The 21,662-nt window shown below is 66.9% G+C and carries 22 protein-coding genes; 11 read left to right on the plus strand and 11 right to left on the minus strand.

Translation table 11 applies throughout. The annotated features are described in order from the left end of the window. Positions 1-81 precede the first annotated feature (81 nt). Positions 82-1,110 (plus strand): YeiH family protein, encoded by a 1,029-nt coding sequence (locus ACAW63_RS23205; RefSeq protein WP_371229275.1) that lies wholly within the window; start codon positions 82-84, stop codon positions 1,108-1,110. Between the two features lie 66 nt (positions 1,111-1,176). On the opposite strand, the gene ACAW63_RS23210 is transcribed toward ACAW63_RS23205, so the two are convergent. Both ACAW63_RS23210 and ACAW63_RS23215 read right to left on the minus strand, forming a co-directional pair. Beyond that, positions 1,177-1,611 carry a DoxX family protein gene (locus ACAW63_RS23210; RefSeq protein ID WP_275611082.1) on the minus strand — a complete coding sequence of 145 codons (435 nt, stop codon included), beginning with the start codon at positions 1,609-1,611 and terminating at the stop codon, positions 1,177-1,179. A gap of 117 nt (positions 1,612-1,728) precedes the next feature. Beyond that, a complete protein-coding gene (locus ACAW63_RS23215; RefSeq protein WP_371229278.1) occupies positions 1,729-3,153 on the minus strand; it encodes a transglycosylase SLT domain-containing protein in 1,425 nt (474 codons plus the stop codon). A gap of 226 nt (positions 3,154-3,379) precedes the next feature. On the opposite strand from ACAW63_RS23215, the gene ACAW63_RS23220 reads away from it, so the two are divergent. The 5 genes from ACAW63_RS23220 to ACAW63_RS23240 all read left to right on the plus strand — a co-directional run bounded on the left by ACAW63_RS23220 (position 3,380) and on the right by ACAW63_RS23240 (position 8,425). Then, the gene (locus ACAW63_RS23220) at positions 3,380-4,180 is read left to right on the plus strand and encodes a TatD family hydrolase (protein WP_371229281.1); all 801 of its coding nucleotides are present in this window, start codon (positions 3,380-3,382) and stop codon (positions 4,178-4,180) included. 137 nt (positions 4,181-4,317) lie between these two features. After that, on the plus strand, positions 4,318-5,796 hold the full coding sequence (locus ACAW63_RS23225) for a methyl-accepting chemotaxis protein (protein WP_371229284.1): 1,479 nt from the start codon (positions 4,318-4,320) through the stop codon (positions 5,794-5,796). Between the two features lie 113 nt (positions 5,797-5,909). Next, the gene (locus ACAW63_RS23230) at positions 5,910-6,269 is read left to right on the plus strand and encodes an Mpo1-like protein (protein ID WP_371229287.1); all 360 of its coding nucleotides are present in this window, start codon (positions 5,910-5,912) and stop codon (positions 6,267-6,269) included. Positions 6,270-6,350: 81 nt separating this feature from the next. Continuing rightward, positions 6,351-6,854, plus strand: coding sequence for a molybdopterin-dependent oxidoreductase (locus ACAW63_RS23235; protein WP_371229290.1), 504 nt, complete (start codon positions 6,351-6,353; stop codon positions 6,852-6,854). A gap of 5 nt (positions 6,855-6,859) precedes the next feature. After that, a complete protein-coding gene (locus ACAW63_RS23240) occupies positions 6,860-8,425 on the plus strand; it encodes a GGDEF domain-containing protein (protein ID WP_371229292.1) in 1,566 nt (521 codons plus the stop codon). Here ACAW63_RS23240 and ACAW63_RS23245 read toward each other — a convergent pair. From ACAW63_RS23245 to ACAW63_RS23270, 6 genes are all read right to left on the minus strand, one after another. Beyond that, positions 8,422-9,222, minus strand: a complete 801-nt coding sequence (locus ACAW63_RS23245; protein ID WP_371229295.1) for an acyl-CoA thioesterase — start codon at positions 9,220-9,222, stop codon at positions 8,422-8,424. The genes ACAW63_RS23240 and ACAW63_RS23245 overlap by 4 nt on opposite strands. A gap of 118 nt (positions 9,223-9,340) precedes the next feature. Then, positions 9,341-10,102: a CHAD domain-containing protein gene (locus ACAW63_RS23250; protein WP_371229297.1), complete on the minus strand. Its 762-nt coding sequence runs from the start codon at positions 10,100-10,102 to the stop codon at positions 9,341-9,343. A 75-nt stretch (positions 10,103-10,177) separates the two neighbouring features. After that, a complete protein-coding gene (locus ACAW63_RS23255) occupies positions 10,178-12,169 on the minus strand; it encodes a DUF3488 and DUF4129 domain-containing transglutaminase family protein (RefSeq protein ID WP_371229300.1) in 1,992 nt (663 codons plus the stop codon). Further along, entirely contained in the window at positions 12,166-13,119 is a 954-nt protein-coding gene (locus ACAW63_RS23260) for a DUF58 domain-containing protein (protein ID WP_371229302.1), read from the minus strand. The genes ACAW63_RS23255 and ACAW63_RS23260 overlap by 4 nt, the downstream gene beginning before the upstream one ends. Before the next feature lie 9 nt (positions 13,120-13,128). Further along, the gene (locus ACAW63_RS23265) at positions 13,129-14,046 is read right to left on the minus strand and encodes an AAA family ATPase (RefSeq protein ID WP_371229305.1); all 918 of its coding nucleotides are present in this window, start codon (positions 14,044-14,046) and stop codon (positions 13,129-13,131) included. A 144-nt stretch (positions 14,047-14,190) separates the two neighbouring features. Further along, positions 14,191-15,051 carry a LysR family transcriptional regulator gene (locus ACAW63_RS23270; protein ID WP_371229307.1) on the minus strand — a complete coding sequence of 287 codons (861 nt, stop codon included), beginning with the start codon at positions 15,049-15,051 and terminating at the stop codon, positions 14,191-14,193. Positions 15,052-15,198: 147 nt separating this feature from the next. On the opposite strand from ACAW63_RS23270, the gene ACAW63_RS23275 reads away from it, so the two are divergent. Continuing rightward, complete coding sequence (locus ACAW63_RS23275) at positions 15,199-15,645, plus strand: multidrug/biocide efflux PACE transporter (RefSeq protein ID WP_371229310.1); 447 nt, start codon at positions 15,199-15,201, stop codon at positions 15,643-15,645. A 152-nt stretch (positions 15,646-15,797) separates the two neighbouring features. Here ACAW63_RS23275 and pyrF read toward each other — a convergent pair whose 3' ends face one another. Both pyrF and ACAW63_RS23285 read right to left on the minus strand, forming a co-directional pair. Continuing rightward, complete coding sequence (pyrF, locus tag ACAW63_RS23280; protein WP_371229313.1) at positions 15,798-16,496, minus strand: orotidine-5'-phosphate decarboxylase; 699 nt, start codon at positions 16,494-16,496, stop codon at positions 15,798-15,800. 91 nt (positions 16,497-16,587) lie between these two features. Continuing rightward, positions 16,588-16,758 carry a hypothetical protein gene (locus tag ACAW63_RS23285; RefSeq protein ID WP_331319022.1) on the minus strand — a complete coding sequence of 57 codons (171 nt, stop codon included), beginning with the start codon at positions 16,756-16,758 and terminating at the stop codon, positions 16,588-16,590. A gap of 72 nt (positions 16,759-16,830) precedes the next feature. Between ACAW63_RS23285 and ACAW63_RS23290 the strand changes: the two genes are divergently transcribed. The 3 genes from ACAW63_RS23290 (at position 16,831) to ACAW63_RS23300 (ending at position 18,884) form a co-directional block, all read left to right on the plus strand. Continuing rightward, a complete protein-coding gene (locus ACAW63_RS23290; RefSeq protein ID WP_371229316.1) occupies positions 16,831-17,769 on the plus strand; it encodes a YeeE/YedE thiosulfate transporter family protein in 939 nt (312 codons plus the stop codon). A 78-nt stretch (positions 17,770-17,847) separates the two neighbouring features. Beyond that, entirely contained in the window at positions 17,848-18,018 is a 171-nt protein-coding gene (locus ACAW63_RS23295) for a DUF2897 family protein (RefSeq protein ID WP_371229318.1), read from the plus strand. A 101-nt stretch (positions 18,019-18,119) separates the two neighbouring features. Continuing rightward, positions 18,120-18,884, plus strand: coding sequence for a lysostaphin resistance A-like protein (locus ACAW63_RS23300; RefSeq protein ID WP_371229320.1), 765 nt, complete (start codon positions 18,120-18,122; stop codon positions 18,882-18,884). Positions 18,885-18,919: 35 nt separating this feature from the next. Here ACAW63_RS23300 and ACAW63_RS23305 read toward each other — a convergent pair whose 3' ends face one another. After that, positions 18,920-19,540: a TetR/AcrR family transcriptional regulator gene (locus tag ACAW63_RS23305; RefSeq protein ID WP_371229323.1), complete on the minus strand. Its 621-nt coding sequence runs from the start codon at positions 19,538-19,540 to the stop codon at positions 18,920-18,922. A 224-nt stretch (positions 19,541-19,764) separates the two neighbouring features. Between ACAW63_RS23305 and ACAW63_RS23310 the strand changes: the two genes are divergently transcribed. Continuing rightward, positions 19,765-21,561 (plus strand): acyclic terpene utilization AtuA family protein, encoded by a 1,797-nt coding sequence (locus ACAW63_RS23310; protein WP_371229326.1) that lies wholly within the window; start codon positions 19,765-19,767, stop codon positions 21,559-21,561. Positions 21,562-21,662: the final 101 nt, after the last annotated feature.

Here is a 21,662-nt window from a genome sequence, read left to right on the forward strand (position 1 = left end):
GGTCAACTCAATAAGAACAATCCGTTTTTACACTAAGCATAGGTGCGGCACCATGGTTTCACCTTACACAAGGAGCCATTCATGAACGCCCTTCGCCGCCTGCCCTACTTCCTGCCCGGCGCCCTGCTCTGCCTCGCCATCGCCTTCGGCTCGCGCCAACTGATGGAAATTCCCGCACTGCAACACCTGGGCCTCGGCAGCCTGACCCTGGCCATCCTGATCGGCCTGCTGGCGGGCAATCTCGGATTGGCCCGATTCGGCGGCATCCGTCCCGGCGTCGACCTGTCCCGCCAGCAGTTGCTGCGCCTGGGCGTGGTGCTCTACGGCCTGCGCCTGACCTTCCAGGACATCGCCGCCCTCGGCCCCGCCGCTCTGGTGATCGACGTGCTGATGGTCGCCAGCACCCTGGGCATGGCCTGGTGGATCGGCGAACGCTGGCTGAAGCTGCCGCGTGAAAGCGCCCTGCTGATCGGCGCCGGCAGCGCCATCTGCGGCGCCGCGGCGGTCATGGCGAGCAGCCCGGTGCTCAAGGCGCGCGCCGAGCACACCGCCGTCGCGGTGGCCACCGTGGTGCTCTTCGGCACCCTGGCGATGCTGCTGCACCCACTGATCTACGCGGCCCTGCCAAACCTGTTCGGCAGCGAGCAGGCATTCGGCGTGTTCACCGGCTCGACCATCCATGAAGTTGCCCAGGTGGTCGCCGCCGGTCGCGCCATGGACCCGGCCGCCGCCGATGCCGCGCTGATCAGCAAGATGCTGCGGGTACTGCTGCTGGCCCCGGCGCTGCTGATTCTCGGCCGCGTCGGCTGCGCCGAAACCGCCGAGCCGGGCCAGCGTCGCAAGCTGCACATCCCCGGCTTCGCCGTGGGCTTCCTGCTGGTCACCGGGCTGCGTTCGCTGGGCTGGGTCCCGGAAATCTGGCTGGCACCGCTGCAACAGCTGGACGACGTGATGCTGGGCATGGCCATGGCCGCCCTGGGCCTGGCCACCCGCCTGGGCGACCTGCGCAAGGAGGGGCCGAAGCCGCTGCTGCTGGGCGCCGGGCTGTTCGTCTTCCTGCTGGTCGGCGGCGGCCTGATCAATGGTGGCGTGCAGTACCTCTTCCACTGATCCGGGCAGACAAAGAAAAAGGGCGGACACCTCGGGGTGTCCGCCCTTTCGTTTTCGCGACCGGTATCAGCTGGACAGCTTGCGGTCCAGGGAGAACGGGCCGGCGCCACTGATCAGCAGCGCAACGCTGATCATGATCAGGGTGAAGGCGTATTCGAAGCCGTTCGCCTGGATGAAGAAACCGTTGGCCAGGTGCACGCTGAACACGGCAACCAGCATGGCGACGATCAGCGGAATGCTCGCCAGGCGCACCAGCAGGCCCAGCACCAGCGCCAGACCACCGAAGAACTCCGCGCTGCCGGCCAAGGTGGCCATCAGGTAGCCGGGGGTCACGCCGATGGACTCCAGCCATCCCGCCATGCCCTGCAACCCCGGACCGCCGAAGGCACCGAAGAGTTTCTGCGAGCCATGAGCCATGAAGGTCAGGCCGGTGGTGATGCGCAGGACAGCAAGACCAGCGCCAGCGTTGGTGGACATGATGGATTTGATCAGCGAGCTCATGGTGATTCCTTGTGCAGGGAAGAGTGGGCTGCAACCGTGGTTGCTTGGGGATCAATATAGCCAATTATTCCGATACAAAAAGCGCAAAATTGCACTAATAACTATCGAATTAATTAATCACTTCTTGATCGCTGCCACGCTCTCCCGTGGCTCCAGGCCATCACGTTCACGCTGATAAGCAAGATAGTACTTGTTGATGCTGCTGACATAGTTCACCACGCCTATGCCCAGCTGCTCGGCCGCCACCCGCTCGACCTGGAAGAACCACTGGTTGGGGTTGAGCCCCTGGCGCTTGGCTTCCGCGCGCAGGCTCTGGATCCGCTCGGGCCCGGCGTTGTATGCCGCCAGCACGAAAGCCATACGATCGCGCTCGCTGATTCGCGGGCTGGAGAAGAAGCGTTTGCGCAGCATCGCCATGTAGCGGCTGGCGGCCTGCACGTTGTTCTCCTTCTGGTGCACGGTATCCACGCCCACGGAACGCGCTGCCGCCGGGGTGATCTGCATCAGGCCGGTTGCGCCGCCGGAGCCGCGCGCGCTGGCATCGAGGTTGGACTCCTTGAATGCCACCGCCGCCAGCGCAAGCCAGTCGACCTTGTTCTGTTCGCCGTAACGCTGCAAGGTCGGACGCACCGCCTCCAGGCGCTTGCGATCGGTAGCCACCAGCGGATTGCGCACCTGGTAGGCGCGGCGGTAGAGGCGCTGGAAGGCGCTGTCCTGGTCCGCTGGCGCGCGATAGCCCTTGAGGAAGCCGTTGACGCTGGCGCGCAGCATCGGCGCATCACGGCGCACGTACCAGGTCATGCTCTCGGTGTTGTCCAGCACCAGGTGCCGGTCGATGCGCAGCTTGGTGAAGACCTTGGCCCAGCGCTCGGCGATGGGCTGCTCGACCACGGTGTAATTGAAGATGCCGGCCTGGACCATCTCCAGCACGTCTTCCACGGCCAGCGAGGAGTCGGTCCACTCCAGCACCATCGGCGCCATCCGCTTTTGTGCCAGGCGCTCGTTGACCCGCTGGATGGCGTCGCCCGCCGCGCTGCCGGCCGGCAGGGTGACGGTGCGGCCGGCGAGTTGCTCCAGGCGCACGAGGCGGCGGTTGCCCTGCTTGGTCACCAGCACCAGCGGCACGTCTTCCTTCCACGGCAAGCTGGCGCTGACATTCTGTCCATCGCGGGCAAGCAGGACTTCGCCGGGCGCGACCAGGTCGCCCTCGCCGCGCTGCAGCGCGCCGAGCAGTTGATCCTTGGCCTTGGGAATGAATTGGATGGTGAGCGGCTTGCGGCCCTGGGCGGAGTCGTTCAGGTACTGCTCGAAGGCTCGCAGGCGGCGGTATTCGACGCCAATCGGTTCGCCCTTGATCTCACCGGAACTGTTGCGGCTTTGATTGACCAGGACACGGAGGACACCACCGGAGCGGATGCTGGCGAGGTCATGGCGGCTGCCGCTGTCCTGCTCCCAGTTTTCCGGCTGGGTCGTCAGGCGCGCAGCCGCCGGCAGTGGCATCAAGGCCGCCAGGCACAGCATCAGCAGCAACAGTCGCGTCATCCAGCTCTCCAGGGGGTTCGCACACGGCACCGGCCCGATCAGAGCGCGGCGTTGGCCGCAAGTTCCCGGCCGCCGAGGGCGCGCGAGGGTCTCACAGCAGGGGCCGGATGCCAACCCGAAATTCCGGAAGCACTTTCAGAAGTGGCTTCAACTATCTGTTTTTGAACGATTTTCAAGGAAAAACAGAGGTTCTGCTATGCTGCTCGCCCGAACCAAGGGAAGCACCATGCAACTGATCGACATCGGCGTCAACCTCACTCATCCGAGCTTTGCCGCGGAACGTGAAGCGGTACTCGCCCGCGCCATCGAGGCCGGCGTCGTGCAGATGGTGCTCACCGGCACCAGCGTGGGCGACAGCGAACAGGCCCTGGACCTGTGCCGGCAATTGGACGAAAACCAGCGTCTTTTCTGTACCGCGGGCGTCCATCCGCACGAGGCCAGCCACTGGGACAGCGGCAGCGCCAAGGTACTGCGCGGCTTGTTGGCGGAGGACCGGGTACGCGCCGTCGGCGAGTGTGGGCTGGACTTCAACCGCGACTTTTCGCCACGCCCACTGCAGGAAAAGGCCTTCGAGGAACAACTCGCCCTGGCGGTGGAACTGCAACGCCCGGTATTCATCCACGAGCGCGACGCCGCCGAGCGCCTGCTGGCGATCCTCAAGGAGTTCCGCGACCAGCTGCCCGCCGCCGTGGTGCACTGTTTCACCGGCGAGCGCCGCGCGCTCTACAGCTACCTCGACCTGGACCTGCACATCGGCATCACCGGCTGGATCTGCGACGAGCGCCGCGGCACCCATCTGCAGGAACTGGTGAAGGAAATCCCCGCAGGCCGCCTGATGCTGGAAAGCGATGCCCCCTACCTGCTGCCGCGCACGCTGCGGCCCAGGCCCAAGCACGGCCACAACGAGCCGGCCTACCTGCCCGAAGTGCTGGCCTGCGTGGCGCAGCATCGCGGCGAAAGCCCCGAGCAGGTTGCCGCTCACAGCACCGATTGCGCACGGCGATTCTTCAACCTGCCGCAGGTGTGAAGGCGTTCTCAAGATTGCCGCCCATCGGCCGTTAACCCGGGTGTAGAAGGCGGCTTGATCCCCATCAATGGCCAGCCTTCATCCTTTTCATGACAATGGCGGCGCCTTGCCACCATTCGACCGACAAGAAGACAATCATGGCCGCCTGGATCCGCGACATTTCCCTCAAATACAAATTCTGGGCCGTAAACGCGGTCGCTTTCGTCACCACCCTGCTGCTGGTGCTGTTCGCCATGCACCAGGAGCTCGATGCCCGCAACCAGCAGGCGCGCCAGGGCGCCGAAGCCCAGGCCCAGTTGCTCAAGAGCTGGCCGGCGAGCACGCCGCTGCCGTCCTCATCCAGCCTCGTCAGCTTTGCCACCGGCAGTGCGCCGCAGATCGCCGGCGTCGACGGCTCCGTCCTCTCCCGCGCCAACGGCTGGGTCGATCTGCAGGGTGTCAAGAGCCGTGCCGGCGCGCTGGCCGGCGCCTACGTGCAGGACATCGGCAACGGCCAGCGGGTCGCCATACTGGCGCCGGGCGCTGACTTCTGGACTGTCTTCGAGGATCGCGCCCTGCCCTACGCCGGCGCCGTCCTGATCCTGATGCTCGCGCTGCTGGCCGCCTCGCAACTGCTGATTCGCTTCATCCTCACCCACCTGCTGACCCTGCGCGATGTCATGCTGCACGTGGAAAAGAGCGGCGACCTCTCTGCGCGCGTGCCGCTGGATAGCCGCGATGAGGTCGGGCAGATGGCCACCGCCTTCAATGCCATGCAGGGCGGCTACCAGCGCGTGGTCGGTACCGTGGCCCAGGCTGCCGGGCGTCTCGACGAAGGCGCGCGCAGCCTCGCCAACACCATGGGCCAGGTGCGCCAGGGCATGCTCGGCCAGCAGAGCGAGACCGACCAGGCCGCCACCGCCATCAACGAGATGTCCACGACGGTCCACCACATTGCCCAGCACGCCGCCGACACCCGCGACCAGTCGCAGGAGGCCGATCGCCTGGCGGGCAACGGCCAGCAGGTGGTCGGTCGCGTCGGCCAGTCCATCGCCGGACTGTCCCAGGGCGTGCAACAGACCGCCGAGATGATCCAGCAGCTGGCCCAGGACAGCCACAAGATCAGCAGCGTGGTCAGCGTGATCCACGGCATCGCCGAGCAGACCAACCTGCTCGCCCTCAACGCCGCCATCGAAGCGGCCCGTGCCGGGGAAATGGGTCGTGGCTTTGCCGTGGTGGCCGACGAAGTACGCAACCTGGCCAAGCGCGTGCAGGACTCCACCGACGAGATCACCCAGATGATCAACGCGCTGCAGTCCGGCACCCGTGACGCCGTGGAGTTCATGCAGGAAAGTTCGATCAAGGCCGATGGCTGCGTCGAGGAAGCCCGCGAAGCCGGGGAAGCCTTGGCCGCCATCGCCGCCGCCGTAGCGCAGATGCGCGAGAGCAATACGCAGATCGCCGTGGCCGCCGAACAGCAGAGCCAGGTCGCCGAGGAAATGACCCGTTCCGTGGTGGGTATCCGCGACGTCACCGAGCTCACCGTGCAGCAGACCGTGGAGTCGGCCGGCACCAGCCATCAGTTGGCAGACCTCGCCGGCGAACTCAGCCGCGCGATCCGTCAGTTGCGACTGTAATTCCTATCGGGCGCATAGCCTGCGCCGATTGGCTGCCCTTCCCAGCCAGGACCTAGACTTCTGTCAGATGCCCGCCGCCTGCGGCGGGCCTGTCTTCGCACAGGAGTCCGTCCATGGCCAAACGTCATCCCAACCTGCTCGCCTGGCAATGGCGGGGCTACGCCGCCAACCACCGCAACGCCACCAACCTGGCGCTGCACATCCTCGCCGTCCCGCTGTTCATACTCGCCGCCGTGATCCTCGTCAGCGGACTGCTGCGCCTGCATCTGAGCGGCGTCGCCCTGGGCGTCATCGGCATCATCGCCTCGCTGGCGATTCAGGGGCGCGGCCACAAGCTGGAAGAACAACCGCCGGAGCCCTTCGCGGACCGCCAGGACGCCATTGGCCGGCTGCTCGCCGAACAATTCATCACCTTCCCCCGTTTCGTGCTCAGCGGCGCCTGGTGGCGCGCCTGGAAAAATCGCAAGCGCTGACGAAGGTGTGGCATTTCGGCCATTCAAGTCATAGGGGTATTCGCCGATATAATCGTCGGGATTACGTCACGAGCAGTCGAGATGTCGGTTTTTCGTCATTTTTTTGGCTTTTTAGCCTGCCTGTTTATTGGCAGCCAGGCGGCGGCGAGCCCGTCCACTTCCCGACCTGTCGAGCGCGACATCCTCTCGCTGGAAATCGCCGGCCGTCCCGAGGCAGCTCGGCGCCTGTCGCTGTCGTCACTGGAACGCCTTCCCCAGCAGACCTACGCCGCCATGCTTCCCGCGGAAAAGCGCATCTCCCGCTGGCAAGGCGTTCCGCTCAGCCAACTGTTCGATGCCGCACAGCTGGGCGAATCGAAACACCTGCGCGTCGACGCCCTGAATGACTACTCCGCGCTGATCCCGCTGAGCGACCTGAGCGCCTACCAGCCGATCCTCGCCTATCGCCGCGATGACCGGTACATCGGCATCAGCGAGCGCGGCCCCTTGTTCATCATTTACCCGCTGGTGAGCCATCCCGAATTGCGCACCCAGCTCTACTTCAACCGGACCGTCTGGCAGGTCAGCCGCATTACCCTGGAGTGATCGTCTTGCCCCCTCAGCCTCCCGGGCGTCGCTGGCGTCGCCTGACCTTCATCGCCCTCTGCGGACTGATTGCCGCCCTCACCCTGGCTGCCTGCGCCGCCCAGCTGCTGGTCAACCAGCATGCTCGCCGGCTGGCGCACCCCAACGCCCACAGCGAGCTATGGCAGGCCTACCAGCTGCGCGCCGAGCTGGAGCGCTCGCTGGATACCGCCCAGGCCGTGCTGGAGGGCCGGGATGACAGCGACGCCCTGGCGATCCGCATCGAGGTGCTGGTCAGCCTGCTGACGCCGCTGCGCACGACCACGGTATTTGATCACCTCGCCGAGCCGCGTCCGGAAGTCGACGAAACACTGGGGCGTCTCGAGGGGCTCAGCGCGGACTGGGCCCGTCGCGCGCCCTGGGGACAACCTGCAGCGGCGCGGGCCATCGCGCGGGAGATGCAGGCCCAGTTGCCAGCGCTGCTCAAGCCCACCCACGACCTCATTGTCGCCACCCACATTGCCCTGACCAACCAGCTCGACGAAGAACGCCAGGACCTGCAGCACGCCTTCAGGCTGCTCACCTGGGTGCTCATCGGCCTGGGTCTGAGCTGCCTGCTGCTGACCTGGCGGGTCGTCACCAACTCGCGACGCAGGCTGCTGCTCACGCAACGCCTCAACGACCTCAACCAGTCCCTGGAAAGGCGTGTGGAGCAACGCACCCAGGAGCTGAGCGAGCGCAAGGCGCTGCTGCGCTACATCCTCGACACGAGCCCCAGCGACGTGGCACTGCTCAACGACCATGACGGCCACGCCCATTACGTCAGCCCGGGCCTGCTGCAGCGCACCGGCACGGACGACGAGAGCTTCAACCTCACCCGCCTGTTCGACGACCCCGATGAAGAAAGCCGCTTCCGCCGGGCGCTCGGTCAATTCGGCCAACTGGATGGCTGGGAAACCCGGCTGTCCGGCAACCCGCCGTACTGGGCGGTGGTCTGGGCGCGGCAACTGGAGATCGAGGGGCAACCCGCCTCACTGGTCTGGAGCTTCGACATCCAGCAGCGCAAGGCAATGGAGCAGGAGCTGCGCCTGCTCGCCAGCACCGACCCGCTGACCGGCCTGCAGAACCGCCACGCCTTCGTCAAACGTGGCGTCACCCTGCTCAAGAGTGCCCAGCGCTATCGGCGCCAGTGCTCGGCACTGATGCTCGACATCGATCATTTCAAGCGGATCAACGACACCTACGGCCATGGCTTCGGCGACGCGGTGCTCAAGGCCGTGGCCGGGGAGCTGAGCCAGGGCCTGCGGGAAATCGACCTGCTCGGCCGTCTGGGTGGCGAGGAGTTCGCCGCGATCCTCCCGGAAACCGATCCGCAGCAGGCGCTCCTGGTCGCCGAACGGCTGCGCAATGCCGTGCAGATGCTGTCCTTCACCTGCGAGAACGGCAGCCGCCTGCGCCTGACCCTGAGCATCGGCGTGGCCGAATGCCTGCCCGGCGAGGTACGCCTGGAAAGCCTGCTGGCCCGCGCCGACCGCGCCCTCTACCGGGCCAAGGATGCCGGTCGCAATCGCACGGAGCTGGCGGTGAGCTAGCCGAAGATGGTCGCCGTCTGCCGGCTGATCGCCAGCAGGCGACCGTCGGGCGCCCAGCAATGCGCGGCAATGTGGCCGTAGCCGTCGCGCGCGTGCTCGATGGTCGCCCGGTACTGGCACCAGCCGTCGACCGGCATCTGCGGCTGCGGCTGGATGAACTCGACGGTCCAGGTCAGCGAACTGGACGGCGCCGGACTCTTCAGGTGCGGCAGCGTCGCCGGCGGCCAGGCGTCGATCAGCGCCAGTAGGTGCGAAACCTCCAGCGACGCATCCGCCACACCGTCACCGCGAAAACGCATCCAGCCCCCCATTTCGACCTCGCGACTGGAGGAAAACGGCATGTGTCCGCGTGCCCAGCGCATCGCGATGTGCTGGGTGAACGCCGGCATCAGCTTGCGAATGAACGGCAGCTCCTGGCAGTGTTCCGGCTCGCGGAACCCCGGCGGTGGAAGGTTCTCCACCTCGACGCTGGAACTGCGCGACTCGCCGAAACTGCCCTGCACCAGGGCCACCACCTGCCCGTTCTGCACTGCGCGGCAGAACACCTGGCTCACCGACCTGCCCTCGCGCAGCGCCTCGGCCTCGAAGCTCACCGGCACTTCCACTTCGACCGGGCCGACGAAGGTGATCGCCAGCGAGCGGACCGGCCGCCCTTCCTGGGTCACCGCGCGCATGGCCTCGTAAGCCGCCGCGGCCACCAGCCCGCCAAAGCTCGCCCGGCCCTGCGCCCAGCTCGTCGGGATGACCACGGAGCGCGGCGCGGCGCGTACCGCCTGAAGCATTTCGGTGAAGGTCATGGATCGCTTCCATTCTGGGATTCGGCAGCGATCTTAGGCCGGCAGCCGGCGCTAGAACACCATCCAAAGCGTTGTTCGCTCCGGAGGAAATGGCGCGTCATCAACGTCCTCTATGCTGTCAGCCGAGCGCCTTCTGCAGGGCGTCCAGGCTCTCGTCGGCCTCGCGCTCGGCGAGATCGTGGCGGGCGTTCCAGTGCGGCTGCAGCGGCATCAGGTCCAGCTCCCGCTCGCTGCGGATCAGCCACTGTTCATAGTCGTGCCATTCGCCCAGGGCCGTCTGCGCGTCCTTCAGCGGAGCGAGCAGGCGCTGCGGCACCGCCGACTCCTTCGGATAGGCTTCCAGCGAGTAACGCACCCGCTTGATCAGCAGGCGCAGGCGGTGACGGTCGTGCGCCGGGTCCTTCAGGGCCAGGCGCAGTTTCCGCCATTCCTTGCCCAGGCGCTTGCGCACCTTGCCGTGCAAGCCACCCAGCACAGCGTGACGCTCCGCCGTGCGCCACAGTTGCGGCCAGCCGTCCAGGCGCATCAGCAGGCGCTCCCACTGGGGGCTCGCCAGCAGCGCGATGTAGCCGGAGAGCAGGGCCGGGCGGCGCAGGGCCGCGGCCCGCTCGTAGCCTTCGGCCTCCAGCACCGGCAACAGCACCTCGAGGTCGCGCAGCGGTCCGCTCAGCCGGCCCACTTCGCCCAGCGACTCTTCCAGCTCATCGATGCCCGGCATCCCGCGCACCGGGTGCAGCAGGCTGCGCAAGCGGCGCACGGCGATGCGCAGATCATGCAGGGCTTCGGGGTCGGAACCGGCACTCAGGCGGGCGGAGGCGGAGAACAGCGCCACCTCCTGCTCGATCAGATGGGTCACCAGATAGTCGCTGAAGGAGGACACGGCAGGCTCCGCACGGTGGGCTGAGTTATCAGGTTAGTTGGCATGCCGCCGCCAGCAAGTGACCGTCGTCATGCCTCATGGACGCCGCCGCCAGCGCCACGGCAGTTCCCGCCGCAGCCGCGCCAGATGCGCACGCAGCACCGCGGGGTCGGTGGCGGCGCCGCCATAACGCTGCGCCTCGAACGCCTGGCTGTAGGCGCGAATCGTCTCGGCCTGCGCCGGCAGCGCGAGCATGGCGCGACCGCTGAACTCACGGTGCCCCTCCCCCGCATCGCGGCGCAGTCCATGGGGCGTGAGCAACTGCTCGAAGCGTTCGAAGCTGCGCAACTGGATATCCCGCTGGCGCCGCCAGGGTTTGAACAGCCACAGCGCCAGAGCCGCGAGCAACAGCGCACCGCCGCCGACCGTGAGCAGCGCCAGCCAGGGACTGTCGGGCGAGCCGAACCAGCGGCGGAGCAGTTCGCCCTGCTGGTCGCCCTGGTAACCCAGCACCCAACGCTGCCAGCCATAGTTGATCTGGTCCCAGCTCAGGCGCAGTTCGTTGAGCAGGCTGAAGCCCCGGTAACGCAGCGGCGAGAACGGATCGCCGGCGAGAAAACTGCCCTCGCGACTCATCGCCTGCTCCAGCCCCAGCTCGATACGCTCGGGCGATACAGCCCCGGTGGGGTCGACCCGCGTCCAGCCGCTGCCCGGCTGCCAGTACTCCACCCAGGCATGGGCATCGAACTGATGCACCAGCAGGTAGTTGCCGGCGGGGTTCAGCTCGCCGCCCTGGTAGCCTGTCACCACCCGCGCGGGAATTCCCGCTGCGCGCAGGACGAACGTCATGGCGCCGGCATAGTGCTCGCAGAAACCGGCGCGGGTATCGAAGAGGAAGCCGTCGATGCGCTGCGGCCCGGTCGCCGGCGGCTTGAGCGTGTAGGCAAAAGGCTGCTCACGGAAGTGCCGCAACATCGCCTGCGCCAGTTCGCGGGGTTGCGGGTAGCGCTCGCGCAGCTCGTGCGCCCAGGCCCGTGCACGCGGATTGCCTTCGGCCGGGAGGCTCAGGTTGAGGCGCTGGGCGCGGCGCTTGTCGCTGGGTTCGAGCAATGCTCGGGGCCAGGACAGGGCGTTGTAGAGCAGGCTCTGGCGCACCGGGGATCGACGTTCGAGGCGGAAGTCGCTCATCAATTGGGCGTCGCTCGCACCGTTCTCGGCCACATCGAGCACGAACAGCCACGGATGGTCGCTCGGCTCCATGACCACCTGATACTCCAGGGCCTCGCCCTGCCGTTGCCACTGCGGCGCCGGCGCATCACGACGCTGGCCGGCCTGGGTCCAGCGCTGGCCGTCGAAGCTCTCCAGGGTCAGCGCGCGCCAATACAGCTGCGAGCGCGGCGGCGACTCGCCCCTGAAGCTGACGCGGAAGGCCAGCTCGGAGGACTGGCTGAGTTCCACCATGTCCCCGGGCATCATCGAGTCGCTCAGGCCGGTGGTGGCCCTGCCGCCCGGCATCGGCAGCGACCACAGCGGCCCCAGGCGCGGGAACAGCATGAACAGCAGGAGCATCAGCGGCAGCGCCTGCAACAGCAGGCCACCGGCCAGGCGCAGGGTCGATCCGGGACGGGCGGCGAAGTTGCTCTGCTGCAGGCCGATCAGCGCCGCCAGCAGCGCGGTCACCGGCAACAGGCTGAAGGCGGCGGCGAGGATGTCGTCCTGGAACAGGTAGCTGGTCACCACCGCGAAGAACCCCAGCAGGATCAGCACCCAGGCATCGCGCCGGGTCTTGAGTTCCACCAGCTTGATGATGAACGCGGCGATCAGCAGCACCACGCCGGCGTCCAGGCCGATCAGCGAGCCGCGCGAGAACCACACGCCAAGCCCGGCGGCGCCGACCAGCGCCAGCTTGGCCAGGCCGCTGGGGTAGTTGGCGCGCATGCGGAACACCTGGATGCGCCAGAATGCGCAGCCCAGCCAGAGGCCGACGATCCACAGCGGCAGGTGCTCCAGGTGCGGGATGATCACCACGGCCTGGGCCACCAGCAACCAGGTCAGCGCGACCCGGGGAATGGGCTGTGCCGCGTTCACGGGCGCTCCCCGAACAGCGCGAGCGCGCGCAGGCAGGCCTCGCGGTGGGCATCGCCGGTGGCCACCGGCAATTGCACGCCGGGCAGGCGCAGGCCGAACGGCTGCTGGCGCAACGACAATTGCAGCACCCAATAGCACAGCCGCGAGAGGCGTCCTTCGATGTCGCCGCCGAGCAGCGTGAAGTCCAGCCACAGATTGCGCCCGGCCAGCGCGGAGAAGTCCTTCACCAGCAAGCCCTGGCCACGGGAGTAGGCCTTCCAGTGCAGGCGCCGACGCGAGTCGCCGGGCTGGTAGGGGCGCAGCCCCTGGAAGTCATCGACACCCTGGCCGCTGGGGCGCACGCCTTCTTCCTCATCGGCCGCCGCGCCGCTCTCCAGCGGCAGGTCGCTGGCGAGCGGGTGCGGATACACCAGGCCCGCCTGGTCCAGGTCGAGCCAGCTCCAGGCCACCAGCAAGCCGAGCGGGAAACGGCTCTCCACCCGCAGCCGACCGGGACGCAGCCAGCCGCGCCGTTGTGCCGCCACATCCAGCCGCAGTTCCTCGGCACCCTCGGCCGGCACATCGGCAAAATGCAATTGCTCCGCCATCCAGCCGATGGCGATGGCCTGGCGCGCGCGCCCTTCCGCATCCAGCCGAACCCGGAAGCCTACCTGCTCGCCGACGAATACCGGCGTCGCGCCCAGCGCGGTCAGGCGCAGGCCGCCCAGGTTCCGGTAGGTGTGCAGGATGGCGACGATGAACAGCGACAGCAGCAGGAAGGTCAGCCCGTACGCCAGGCTGTTCTGGTAGTTGATCGCCGTCAGCAGCATCAGCGTCAGCGCAACGCCGAACGCCGCGCCCTGGCGGGTGGGGATGATGAAGATGCGCCGCTGGTTGAGTTGCAGCGACGGCGACGGCGGAATCCGCCGGGCAATCCAGCTCTGCCACAGCGGCCTGACCTTGACCAGCATGGCGAGCCCTCAGAGCGCCGGAACTTCGCGCAGCAACCACTGCACCAGCGCGCCGCCACCGTGGCCAGTGGGGTCGGCCTGATCGCGCAACCGGTGACCGGCCACCGATGGCAGCACCGCCTGCACATCCTCGGGAATCGCATAATCGCGGCCGGCGAGCAGCGCCCAGGCGCGCGCGGCTGCGAGCAGCCCGAGGCTGCCGCGCGGCGACAGGCCGAGGGCGAACGCCGGCTGGCTGCGGGTGGCCTCGACCAGGCGCAGCACGTAATCCACCAGCGCATCGCTGGCGCGCACCTCCAGCACCTCGCCCTGCAACGCCAGCAGCTCCTTCGGGTCGAGCATGGGTTCCAGGCGCGGCAGCAGGTCACGACGCGCTTCGCCCAGCAGCAACGCCTTCTCCGCCGCGCGGCCGGGGTAGCCCAGCGACAGGCGCATGAGGAAGCGGTCCAACTGGGATTCCGGCAGTGCGAAGGTGCCGCCCTGGGTCACCGGGTTCTGCGTGGCAATGACGAAGAACGGCTCGGGCAGCGGACGGGTCGCACCCTCGATGGTCACCTGACCCTCCTCCATCGCTTCGAGCAGCGCACTCTGGCTCTTGGGCGTAGCACGGTTGATCTCGTCGGCCAGCACCAGTTCGGCGAAGATCGGCCCCGGATGAAAGACGAACTGCCCGCTGTCCCGGTTGAACACCGAGGTGCCCAGCACATCGCCGGGCAACAGGTCGGAGGTGAACTGGATACGCTGGAAACTCAGCCCCAGCACCCGCGCCAGGGCATGGCTCAAGGTGGTCTTGCCCATGCCGGGCAGGTCTTCGATGAGCAGGTGGCCACGGGCCAACAGACAGGTCAGCGCCAGCCGGACCTGAATCTCCTTGCCGAGCAGAACGTCATCCACTGCCTTCAGGCAATTCTCCAGCTTGGCGCGCATCCTGACCTCTCGCTCTAGGAAAACTCCGATCCTACTGGCCCCGCGCCAGCCGTCATAGGCCCGGACACATCTCGTCCGCATTCCTGTGAAGCAGTCCGCCTGTGAAGCCGTCCACCTCTGAAGCAGCGCATGCTTCCACTGACCCTAGCGTCCCAGCAGCCGCTCCACCAGCCAACTGGCCGCCGGCCCCGTCGGGCGCTGCCGTGACCAGATCACGTCCACCGCCACCCGGCGCGGCCAGCCGGCGACTTTCAGCTCGTGCATGCGCCCGCCGGCGAAACGTCCCACCATCCAGCTGGGCAATTCGATCCAGCCAAAGCCCAGTACGGCCATATCCAGCAACAGCAGGTAGTTCGGCGCGCTCCAGCAGCGCCCGCCGAGCAGCGGCGCGGCGTCATCCAGGTAGGTGTTCAGGCGCAGCGCCCGGTACGCCAGCAAATCCTCCCGCTCCACCCGTTCGCGGCTGGCGAGCGGATGGTCGCGGCTGACGAACAGGCCGAATTCCGCCTGTTCGTTCAGGGTTGCCGAGCCGATGTCCGGCGGATATTCCCGCTGCGCGGCCAGCAACCCCAGGCTGGCGCGGCCCTGGACGACCAGATCGAGCACGTCGCTGTGTTCGGCGATCAACCATTCGAATTCCAGGTCCGGGTAGCGCGCGTCGATCTCCGCCAACCGCGCCTCGAACTGCGCCGAGGGGTAGGTATCGGACATGGCCAGCGTCACCCGCGATTCCAGGCCGCCGGCGAGCTGCTGGGCGAGCTGGCCGAGACGGTCGTTGGCCATCAACACCTCTTCCACCCGCCCGAGCAGCACGTGGCCAGCCTCGGTCAGCTGCGGCTGGCGGGAACTGCGGTCGAACAGCGTGAGGCTCAGGTCGATCTCCAGGCGAGCGATGGCTTCGCTGACGGTGGACTGGCTCTTGCCCAGCTTGCGCGCGGCGGCGCTGAAGGAACCAAGGCAGGCGGCCTCGGCGAAGGCTTGCAGGGATTCGGGGGAATATTGCATCGGTGGCGCCCTCTTCCATCGGTTTAACCGATGGTATCCAACTTATATCCAGCCGGTCGACCGATGATAATAGCGCCGGACCGACGGAGTCGGCCCTCTCGGTCTCCCCTTATTGAGAGACGAGAGAATCATTTACTGGAGAATCCCATGAGCCCGAACAAAACCCTTAAAGAGCGGCTGTTCCATGCCGTGCTTTTCGAACTGCTGGCGGTCGCCATCTGCGCGCCGGTCCTGGCCTGGCTGATGGATCGCCCCCTGGGCCACATGGGCGCCATGACCCTGATGTTCTCGGCCATCGCCACCCTGTGGAACATGCTGTTCAACGCCGGCTTCGACCGCGCCCAGCAGCGCATGGGCTTCACCCGCACCCTGCCGGTGCGCGTGCTGCACGCCTCGCTGTTCGAACTGGGGCTGATCTTCCTGCTGGTGCCGCTGGCCGCCTGGTGGCTGTCGGTGAGCCTGCTGGAGGCCTTCATCCTGGATATCGGCCTGATCCTGTTCTTCCTGCCCTACGCCATCGTCTTCAACTGGGTGTACGACGTGGTGCGCGAGCGCTGGGTTGGTCGGGCGCAGATGGCACAGGCCAACGGCTGACTGCCGTTGTTGTAGGAGCGAGCTTGCTCGCGAACCGCCCAACACATCAGCCGCCGGGAAATCCGTTCGCGAGCAAGCTCGCTCCTACAGAAAAGAAAGAAGCCCGCATCAAGCGGGCTTTTTCGTGTCTGGCGACTTTACGGAGAAGGCGCTCAGGCCAGGCTGGCGACGATGTCTTGCAGCGCCTTGGCCGGGTCGGCGGCCTGGCTGATCGGGCGGCCGATCACCAGGTAGTCGGAGCCGTTGTCCAGCGCCTGGCGCGGGGTGAGGATGCGGCGCTGGTCGTCCTGGGCGCTGCCGGCCGGACGGATGCCGGGGGTGACCAGTTGCAGCGACGGGTGCGCGGCTTTCAGCGCCGGAGCTTCCTGGGCCGAGCAGACCAGGCCGTCCATGCCCGCCCTTTGGGCGAGACTGGCAAGCCGCAGCACCTGCTCCTGGGGCTCGACGTCCAGGCCGATGCCGGCCAGATCCTCGCGCTCCATGCTGGTCAGCACGGTCACGCCGATCAGCAGCGGCTTGGGGCCGTTGAAGGCTTCGAGGGTCTCACGGCAGGCGCTCATCATGCGCAGGCCACCGGAGCAATGCACATTGACCATCCACACGCCCATCTCGGCGGCGGCGCGTACGGCCATCGCGGTGGTGTTGGGGATGTCGTGGAATTTCAGGTCGAGGAAGACTTCGAAGCCGCGGCTGTTGAGGGTCTCGACGATACCGGCGGCGCAGCTGGTGAACAGCTCCTTGCCCACCTTCACCCGGCACAGCTTCGGGTCGAGCTGGTCAGCCAGCGCCAGCGCGGCTTCGCGGGTGGGGAAATCCAGGGCGACGATGATCGGGGACTGGCAGGCGGACATGGGCTCTCTCGGAGGTTGCGAAAAAATCGGCGCGTATTGTCGCAGAAACGCGCCGACTTCCGTAGCCCGCCCGGCAGGATTGCTCCGGGTCTCAGGCGCTCAGGCGTTCGCGCAGGCGGCCGAGCATGCTCAGCAGGCCGCCGACCTTCTCCCACTCGCACTCTTCGCGCAGGTACTGCAGCACCTTGTGCGAATCGGCCCAGATCAGCAGGTCGTAATGGCGGCAGACTGCCCCCTGTGACAGCCGTCTCGGCCAACCCAATTTTCATCGGGGCTTCATTGGGGCGTAACAATGGACCCAGGGCCGCGTCTACTGCCTGGAGGGACGACCGCGATGGGAGCCAATGCGATGCCGATCCTGCTCGCCAGCCTGGCGCTGGCATTGCTCATGGGGTTCGCCATCCAGCGCGGCGGCACCTGCCTGGTCGCCGCCATCGAGGAAGCCCTGCAGCATCGGCGCTGGACTCGTTTCGCCGCGTTGCTGGAGGCCACGCTTTGGGTCATGGCCGGACTGATCGCCTTGCGTGCGCTCGGCCTTCTGCCGAACGTTCCCATGGGGTTCGGCCTGCACTGGGGGGCCGTCACCGGCGGCGTGCTGCTGGGCGTGGGCGCACTGGTCAATGGCGGGTGCGTGTTCGGCACCGTCGCCCGGCTCGGCTCCGGCCAGTGGGCCTGGCTGGGCACGCCGCTGGGTTTCCTCGGCGGCTGCCTGCTCGCCCGCTACTGGGGTGCGACGGCGACGGAAATGCCCATGGCCCTGCCCACCTGGCTGCAGAACCTGCCTCCCGCCCTGCCTGCATTGGTGCTGCTCCCCCTGGTACTGCGCGGCGGCTGGATCCTCCGCGGCGCATGGCGCGCGGGCGTCGCACAGCGGTCCGCACATCTGGCGACCCTGGTCATCGCGTTGTGCTTCCTCGGGCTGTTCTGCGTAGTCGGCCCCTGGAGCTACACCGATGTACTCGGCGAGCTGGCCAACGGACGTTTCATGCACCTGGGCATCCGTGGCCTGCTGCTGCCCGCGCTGTTCGCCGGTGCCCTGCTCGGCGGCTGGCTTGGCGGAAGCTGGCAGCATCGCTGGCCCCGCGCCACGGACCTCTCCCGCTGCCTGGCCGGTGGCGCCCTGATGGGCACCGGCGCGAGCCTGGTACCCGGCGGCAACGACAGCCTGATCCTCTTCGGCATGCCGCTGCTCTGGCCGAATGCCTGGCTGGCCTTCGCCTGCATGTGCCTGAGCATCCTGTTCGCGCTCCGGCTGACGCAGTGGATGAAATGAGCCTCAGCCACAAAGACCTGCGCGAACCGCTCCGCCAGCGTATCGTTGAAGGCTACAACCACTGTCGGAGACGGGATCATGCCCTGGTATGCCTGGTTGATCATTGCCCTTGCCCTCGGCTCGATCGTCGGGGCGCTGATGATGCTGCGCGATACGGCGAAGAAGCTTCCGCTCACCGAGGAACAGCTGCGCCGCATCCATGAACGCAATGCGGAAATGGACGCCAAGGACGCCGAAGACAAACGTTGAGTACTTTGCAAGTGGCTGACCGATCAGCCAAAAACTGACGCCAACGATGGCCAGCGGTAGTGGAAATTGCCTAGACTGCGCCTCCCTGGATGGAGGAAAGAATGCTCAGGAAGCTCCTGCCGCTGGCGCCCGTCGTGTTGTTGCTCTGCGGATTCGCGCTGGGCTATGTCCAGCCGGTGGGGTTGCTGATCGGCGCCATCTATGTCGCCTGGACGCTCTACGGCGAGCAGTTCATGCCTCGCCTGCTCTGGTGGCTGCCGTGCCTGGTGATCAGCGTCGCGCTGGCCGCGCACCTGTTGCCCGGCACGACCTCATGGACGCTCTGGCCGGTTCGCCAGCTCAGTCCCGACGCCCCTGTCTACGCCCTTCGCCTGTCCTGGGACAAGGCCCTGGTGGGCATCACCCTGCTCGCCTGGTGGCTGCGTCGCGCGCCTGAGCCGGAGCAAAAGCCCTCGCCGGACTTCGCCGCCATCGCCATCGTCACCACCCTCTTCGCAGTGCCACTGGTCGCCGTGGCGGGCGGGCTGGTGGTGTGGAATCCGAAATGGCCGCCAGGCTTCTGGCTATGGATGCTGGTCAATGTCTGCGTGATCTCGCTCACCGAGGAGGCCTTCTTCCGTGGCCTGCTGCAGAGTGAACTGGTGCGGCGCTTCGGTGCGCTCTTCGGCGTGGCAGCCGCGAGCATTCTCTTCGGCCTGGTGCACTGGCCGATCAACCCGTTGTTCGCGGTGGTCGCGGGCATCGCGGGGCTGGGTTACGGCCTGGCCTTCCACTTCAGCGGCCGCCTGCTGGTGGCGGTGCTGCTGCACGCGGCGGTGAACAGCCTGCACCTGCTGCTGTTCAGCTATCCGTTGCGGATTCTCTGAGCCCGCACCGGACCGCTCGCTCCCACACCAGGAACCTATTCGCGCATCACCAGCAGCAGCGCCTGCTCCGCCAGCTCATCCAGCGTCAGGCTGCCATCGGGACGGAACCAGGTGATGGACCAGGACAACGCCCCGGTGAGGAAGCGCCGCAGGATGAACGGATCGCCCTGGCTGCAGCCCGCCACACGCGCTTCTTCCAGCACTTCCAACCACATCTGCTCGTAGATGTCGCGCAGGCTGAGAATGTAGGCCTGGCCTTCTTCCGACAGCGAGCGCCATTCGTAGACCAGCACCGCCATCGCCTCGCCCGTACCGCCGGTGATCGACTGCAGTTCGCAACGGATCAGCGCCAGCAGCCGTTCGCGCAGGGTGGTGGCGTCGGCCAGGGCAGCGCGCATCAGGGCGGTGTTGTAGAGGATGGTTTCCTCCATCACCGAACGCAGGATCTCATCCTTGCTCTTGAAGTGATGGAAGATGCTGCCGGACTGGATACCCACGGCACTGGCCAGGTCGCGCACCGTGGTGCGTTCGTAGCCCTTGGCGCGGAACAGGTGCGCGGCGGTCTGCAGCAGCTTGCCGCGGGCGCTTTCCGGGTCGGTGATCTGCCCGGTCCCGACCAGCTCCAGCATCACTTCGCGGGCTTTGCGGTCATCCACGCTGTCTGTCTCCCCATCCGGCTCGTCCGTTCGCGGCGATTCACGAGAACGCCACGCAAGTGCTTGTGTTGTTTGGCGAAATGTAAGCCCGCGCACGCCTACCAAGCAAGCGCTTGGCCATCCAATGGTTGGGCTGCTGGCGACCAGAGAGGTCAAATCGGCCCTTTTCAACCAAGCGCTTGCTTGGTAATGTCATTCCATCACCCAACGTCACGGGCAAAACAATGACTAGTACCGTACGTATCGGCTGCGCCTCCGCCTTCTGGGGCGACACCTCCACCGCCGCCGCCCAGCTGGTGCGCGGCGCGGAGCTGGACTACCTGGTGTTCGACTACCTGGCCGAGATCACCATGTCGATCATGGCCGGCGCGCGCCTGAAGAATCCCGAGGCAGGCTACGCCACCGATTTCGTCGAAGTGATGACACCGTTGCTGGGCGACATCGCCTCGAAGAGGGTCCGCGTGATCAGCAACGCTGGCGGTGTGAACCCACAGGCCTGCGCCAGTGCCCTGGCCGCCGCCTGCGAGAAGGCCGGTGTGGCGCTGAAAATCGCCGTGGTGCACGGCGACAACCTGCAACCGCGCCTGGGCGAACTGGCCAAGGCCGGCATCCGCGAGATGTTCAGTGACGCCCCGCTGCCGCCGATGTGCGTGTCGGTCAACGCCTACCTCGGCGCGCCCGGCATAGTCGCAGCGCTGAAGGCCGGCGCCGATATCGTCATCACCGGCCGCGTGGTGGACAGCGCCGTGGTCAGCGCTGCCCTCGTCCATGAGTTCGGCTGGGCCTGGAACGACTACGACAAGCTGGCCCAGGCCGCACTGGCCGGGCACATCATCGAATGCGGCGCGCAATGCACCGGCGGCAACTTTACCGACTGGGAAAGCGTGCCGGACTACGAGCACATCGGCTTTCCCATCGTCGAGGTACAGGCCGGCGGCGACTTCGTGGTGACCAAGCCGCAGGGTACCGGCGGGCTGGTTTCGCCGCTGTCGGTGGGCGAGCAGATGCTCTACGAGATCGGCGACCCGCGCGCCTACCTGTTGCCCGACGTGGTCTGCGACTTCACCCAGGTCCAGCTCGCCCAGGTCGGCGAAAACCGCGTGGCCGTCAGCGGCGCACGCGGCTTGCCGCCCACCGGGCAATACAAGGTCAGCGCCACCTACCCGGACGGATTCCGCTGCACCGCCAGTTGCCTGATCGCCGGCATCGACGCCGTGAAGAAGGCCGAGCGGGTCAGCCAGGCGATCATTGCCAAGACCGAGGAAATCCTCATGGAGCGCGGCTGGGGCCCGTACCGCGAGGTGAGCGTCGAACTGCTCGGCAGCGAGGCCACCTATGGCCCGCACGGGCGCCGTAGCGACAGCCGCGAGATCGTGGTGAAGCTCGCCGTGCGCCACAGCCGCAAGGAGGCGCTGGTGCTGTTCTCCCGCGAGATTGCCCAGGCCGCCACCGGCATGGCGCCAGGCCTGACCGGCATCGTCGGCGGCCGCCCCACCGTGTATCCGGTGATTCGCCTGTTCTCCTTCCTGATCGACAAGGCCGCCTGCGAACTGGCCGTTGAAATCGACGGCCAGCGCCAGCCGGTTTTCCTGCCGCAGATCGACGGCTTCAACCCGGCGGCTCTGGGTGACGATGTGCCGGTTGCCGCAGCGAAAGGCCCCGCCCAGGCCAGCGTACCGCTGGTGAAACTGGCCGTGGCGCGCTCCGGCGACAAGGGCAACCACAGCAACATCGGCGTCATGGCGCGCAAGGCGGAGTACCTGCCGTGGATCGCCGAGGCGCTGAGCGAGGGCGCCGTGGCCGAGTGGATGCAGCACGTGCTGGACGAACAGACGGGCCGCGTCAGCCGCTGGCACCTGCCGGGCACTCACAGCCTGAACTTCCTGCTGGAGAACGCATTGGGCGGCGGCGGCGTCGCCAGCCTGCGCATCGACCCGCAGGGCAAGGCCTTCGCCCAGCAGTTGCTGGAATTCCCGGTGGCGGTGCCGCAGCACATCGCCGATGAAGTGAGCTCTTCGTAGGAGCGAGCTTGCTCGCGAACCCCAGCCCCGCAGCGGAGCCTGTTCGCGAGCAAGCTCGCTCCTACAAAAGAAAAGAACAGCGTTAGAGCACCACCTTGACA

This window comes from Pseudomonas sp. QE6 (genome assembly GCF_041379005.1).
GTDB lineage: Bacteria > Pseudomonadota > Gammaproteobacteria > Pseudomonadales > Pseudomonadaceae > Pseudomonas.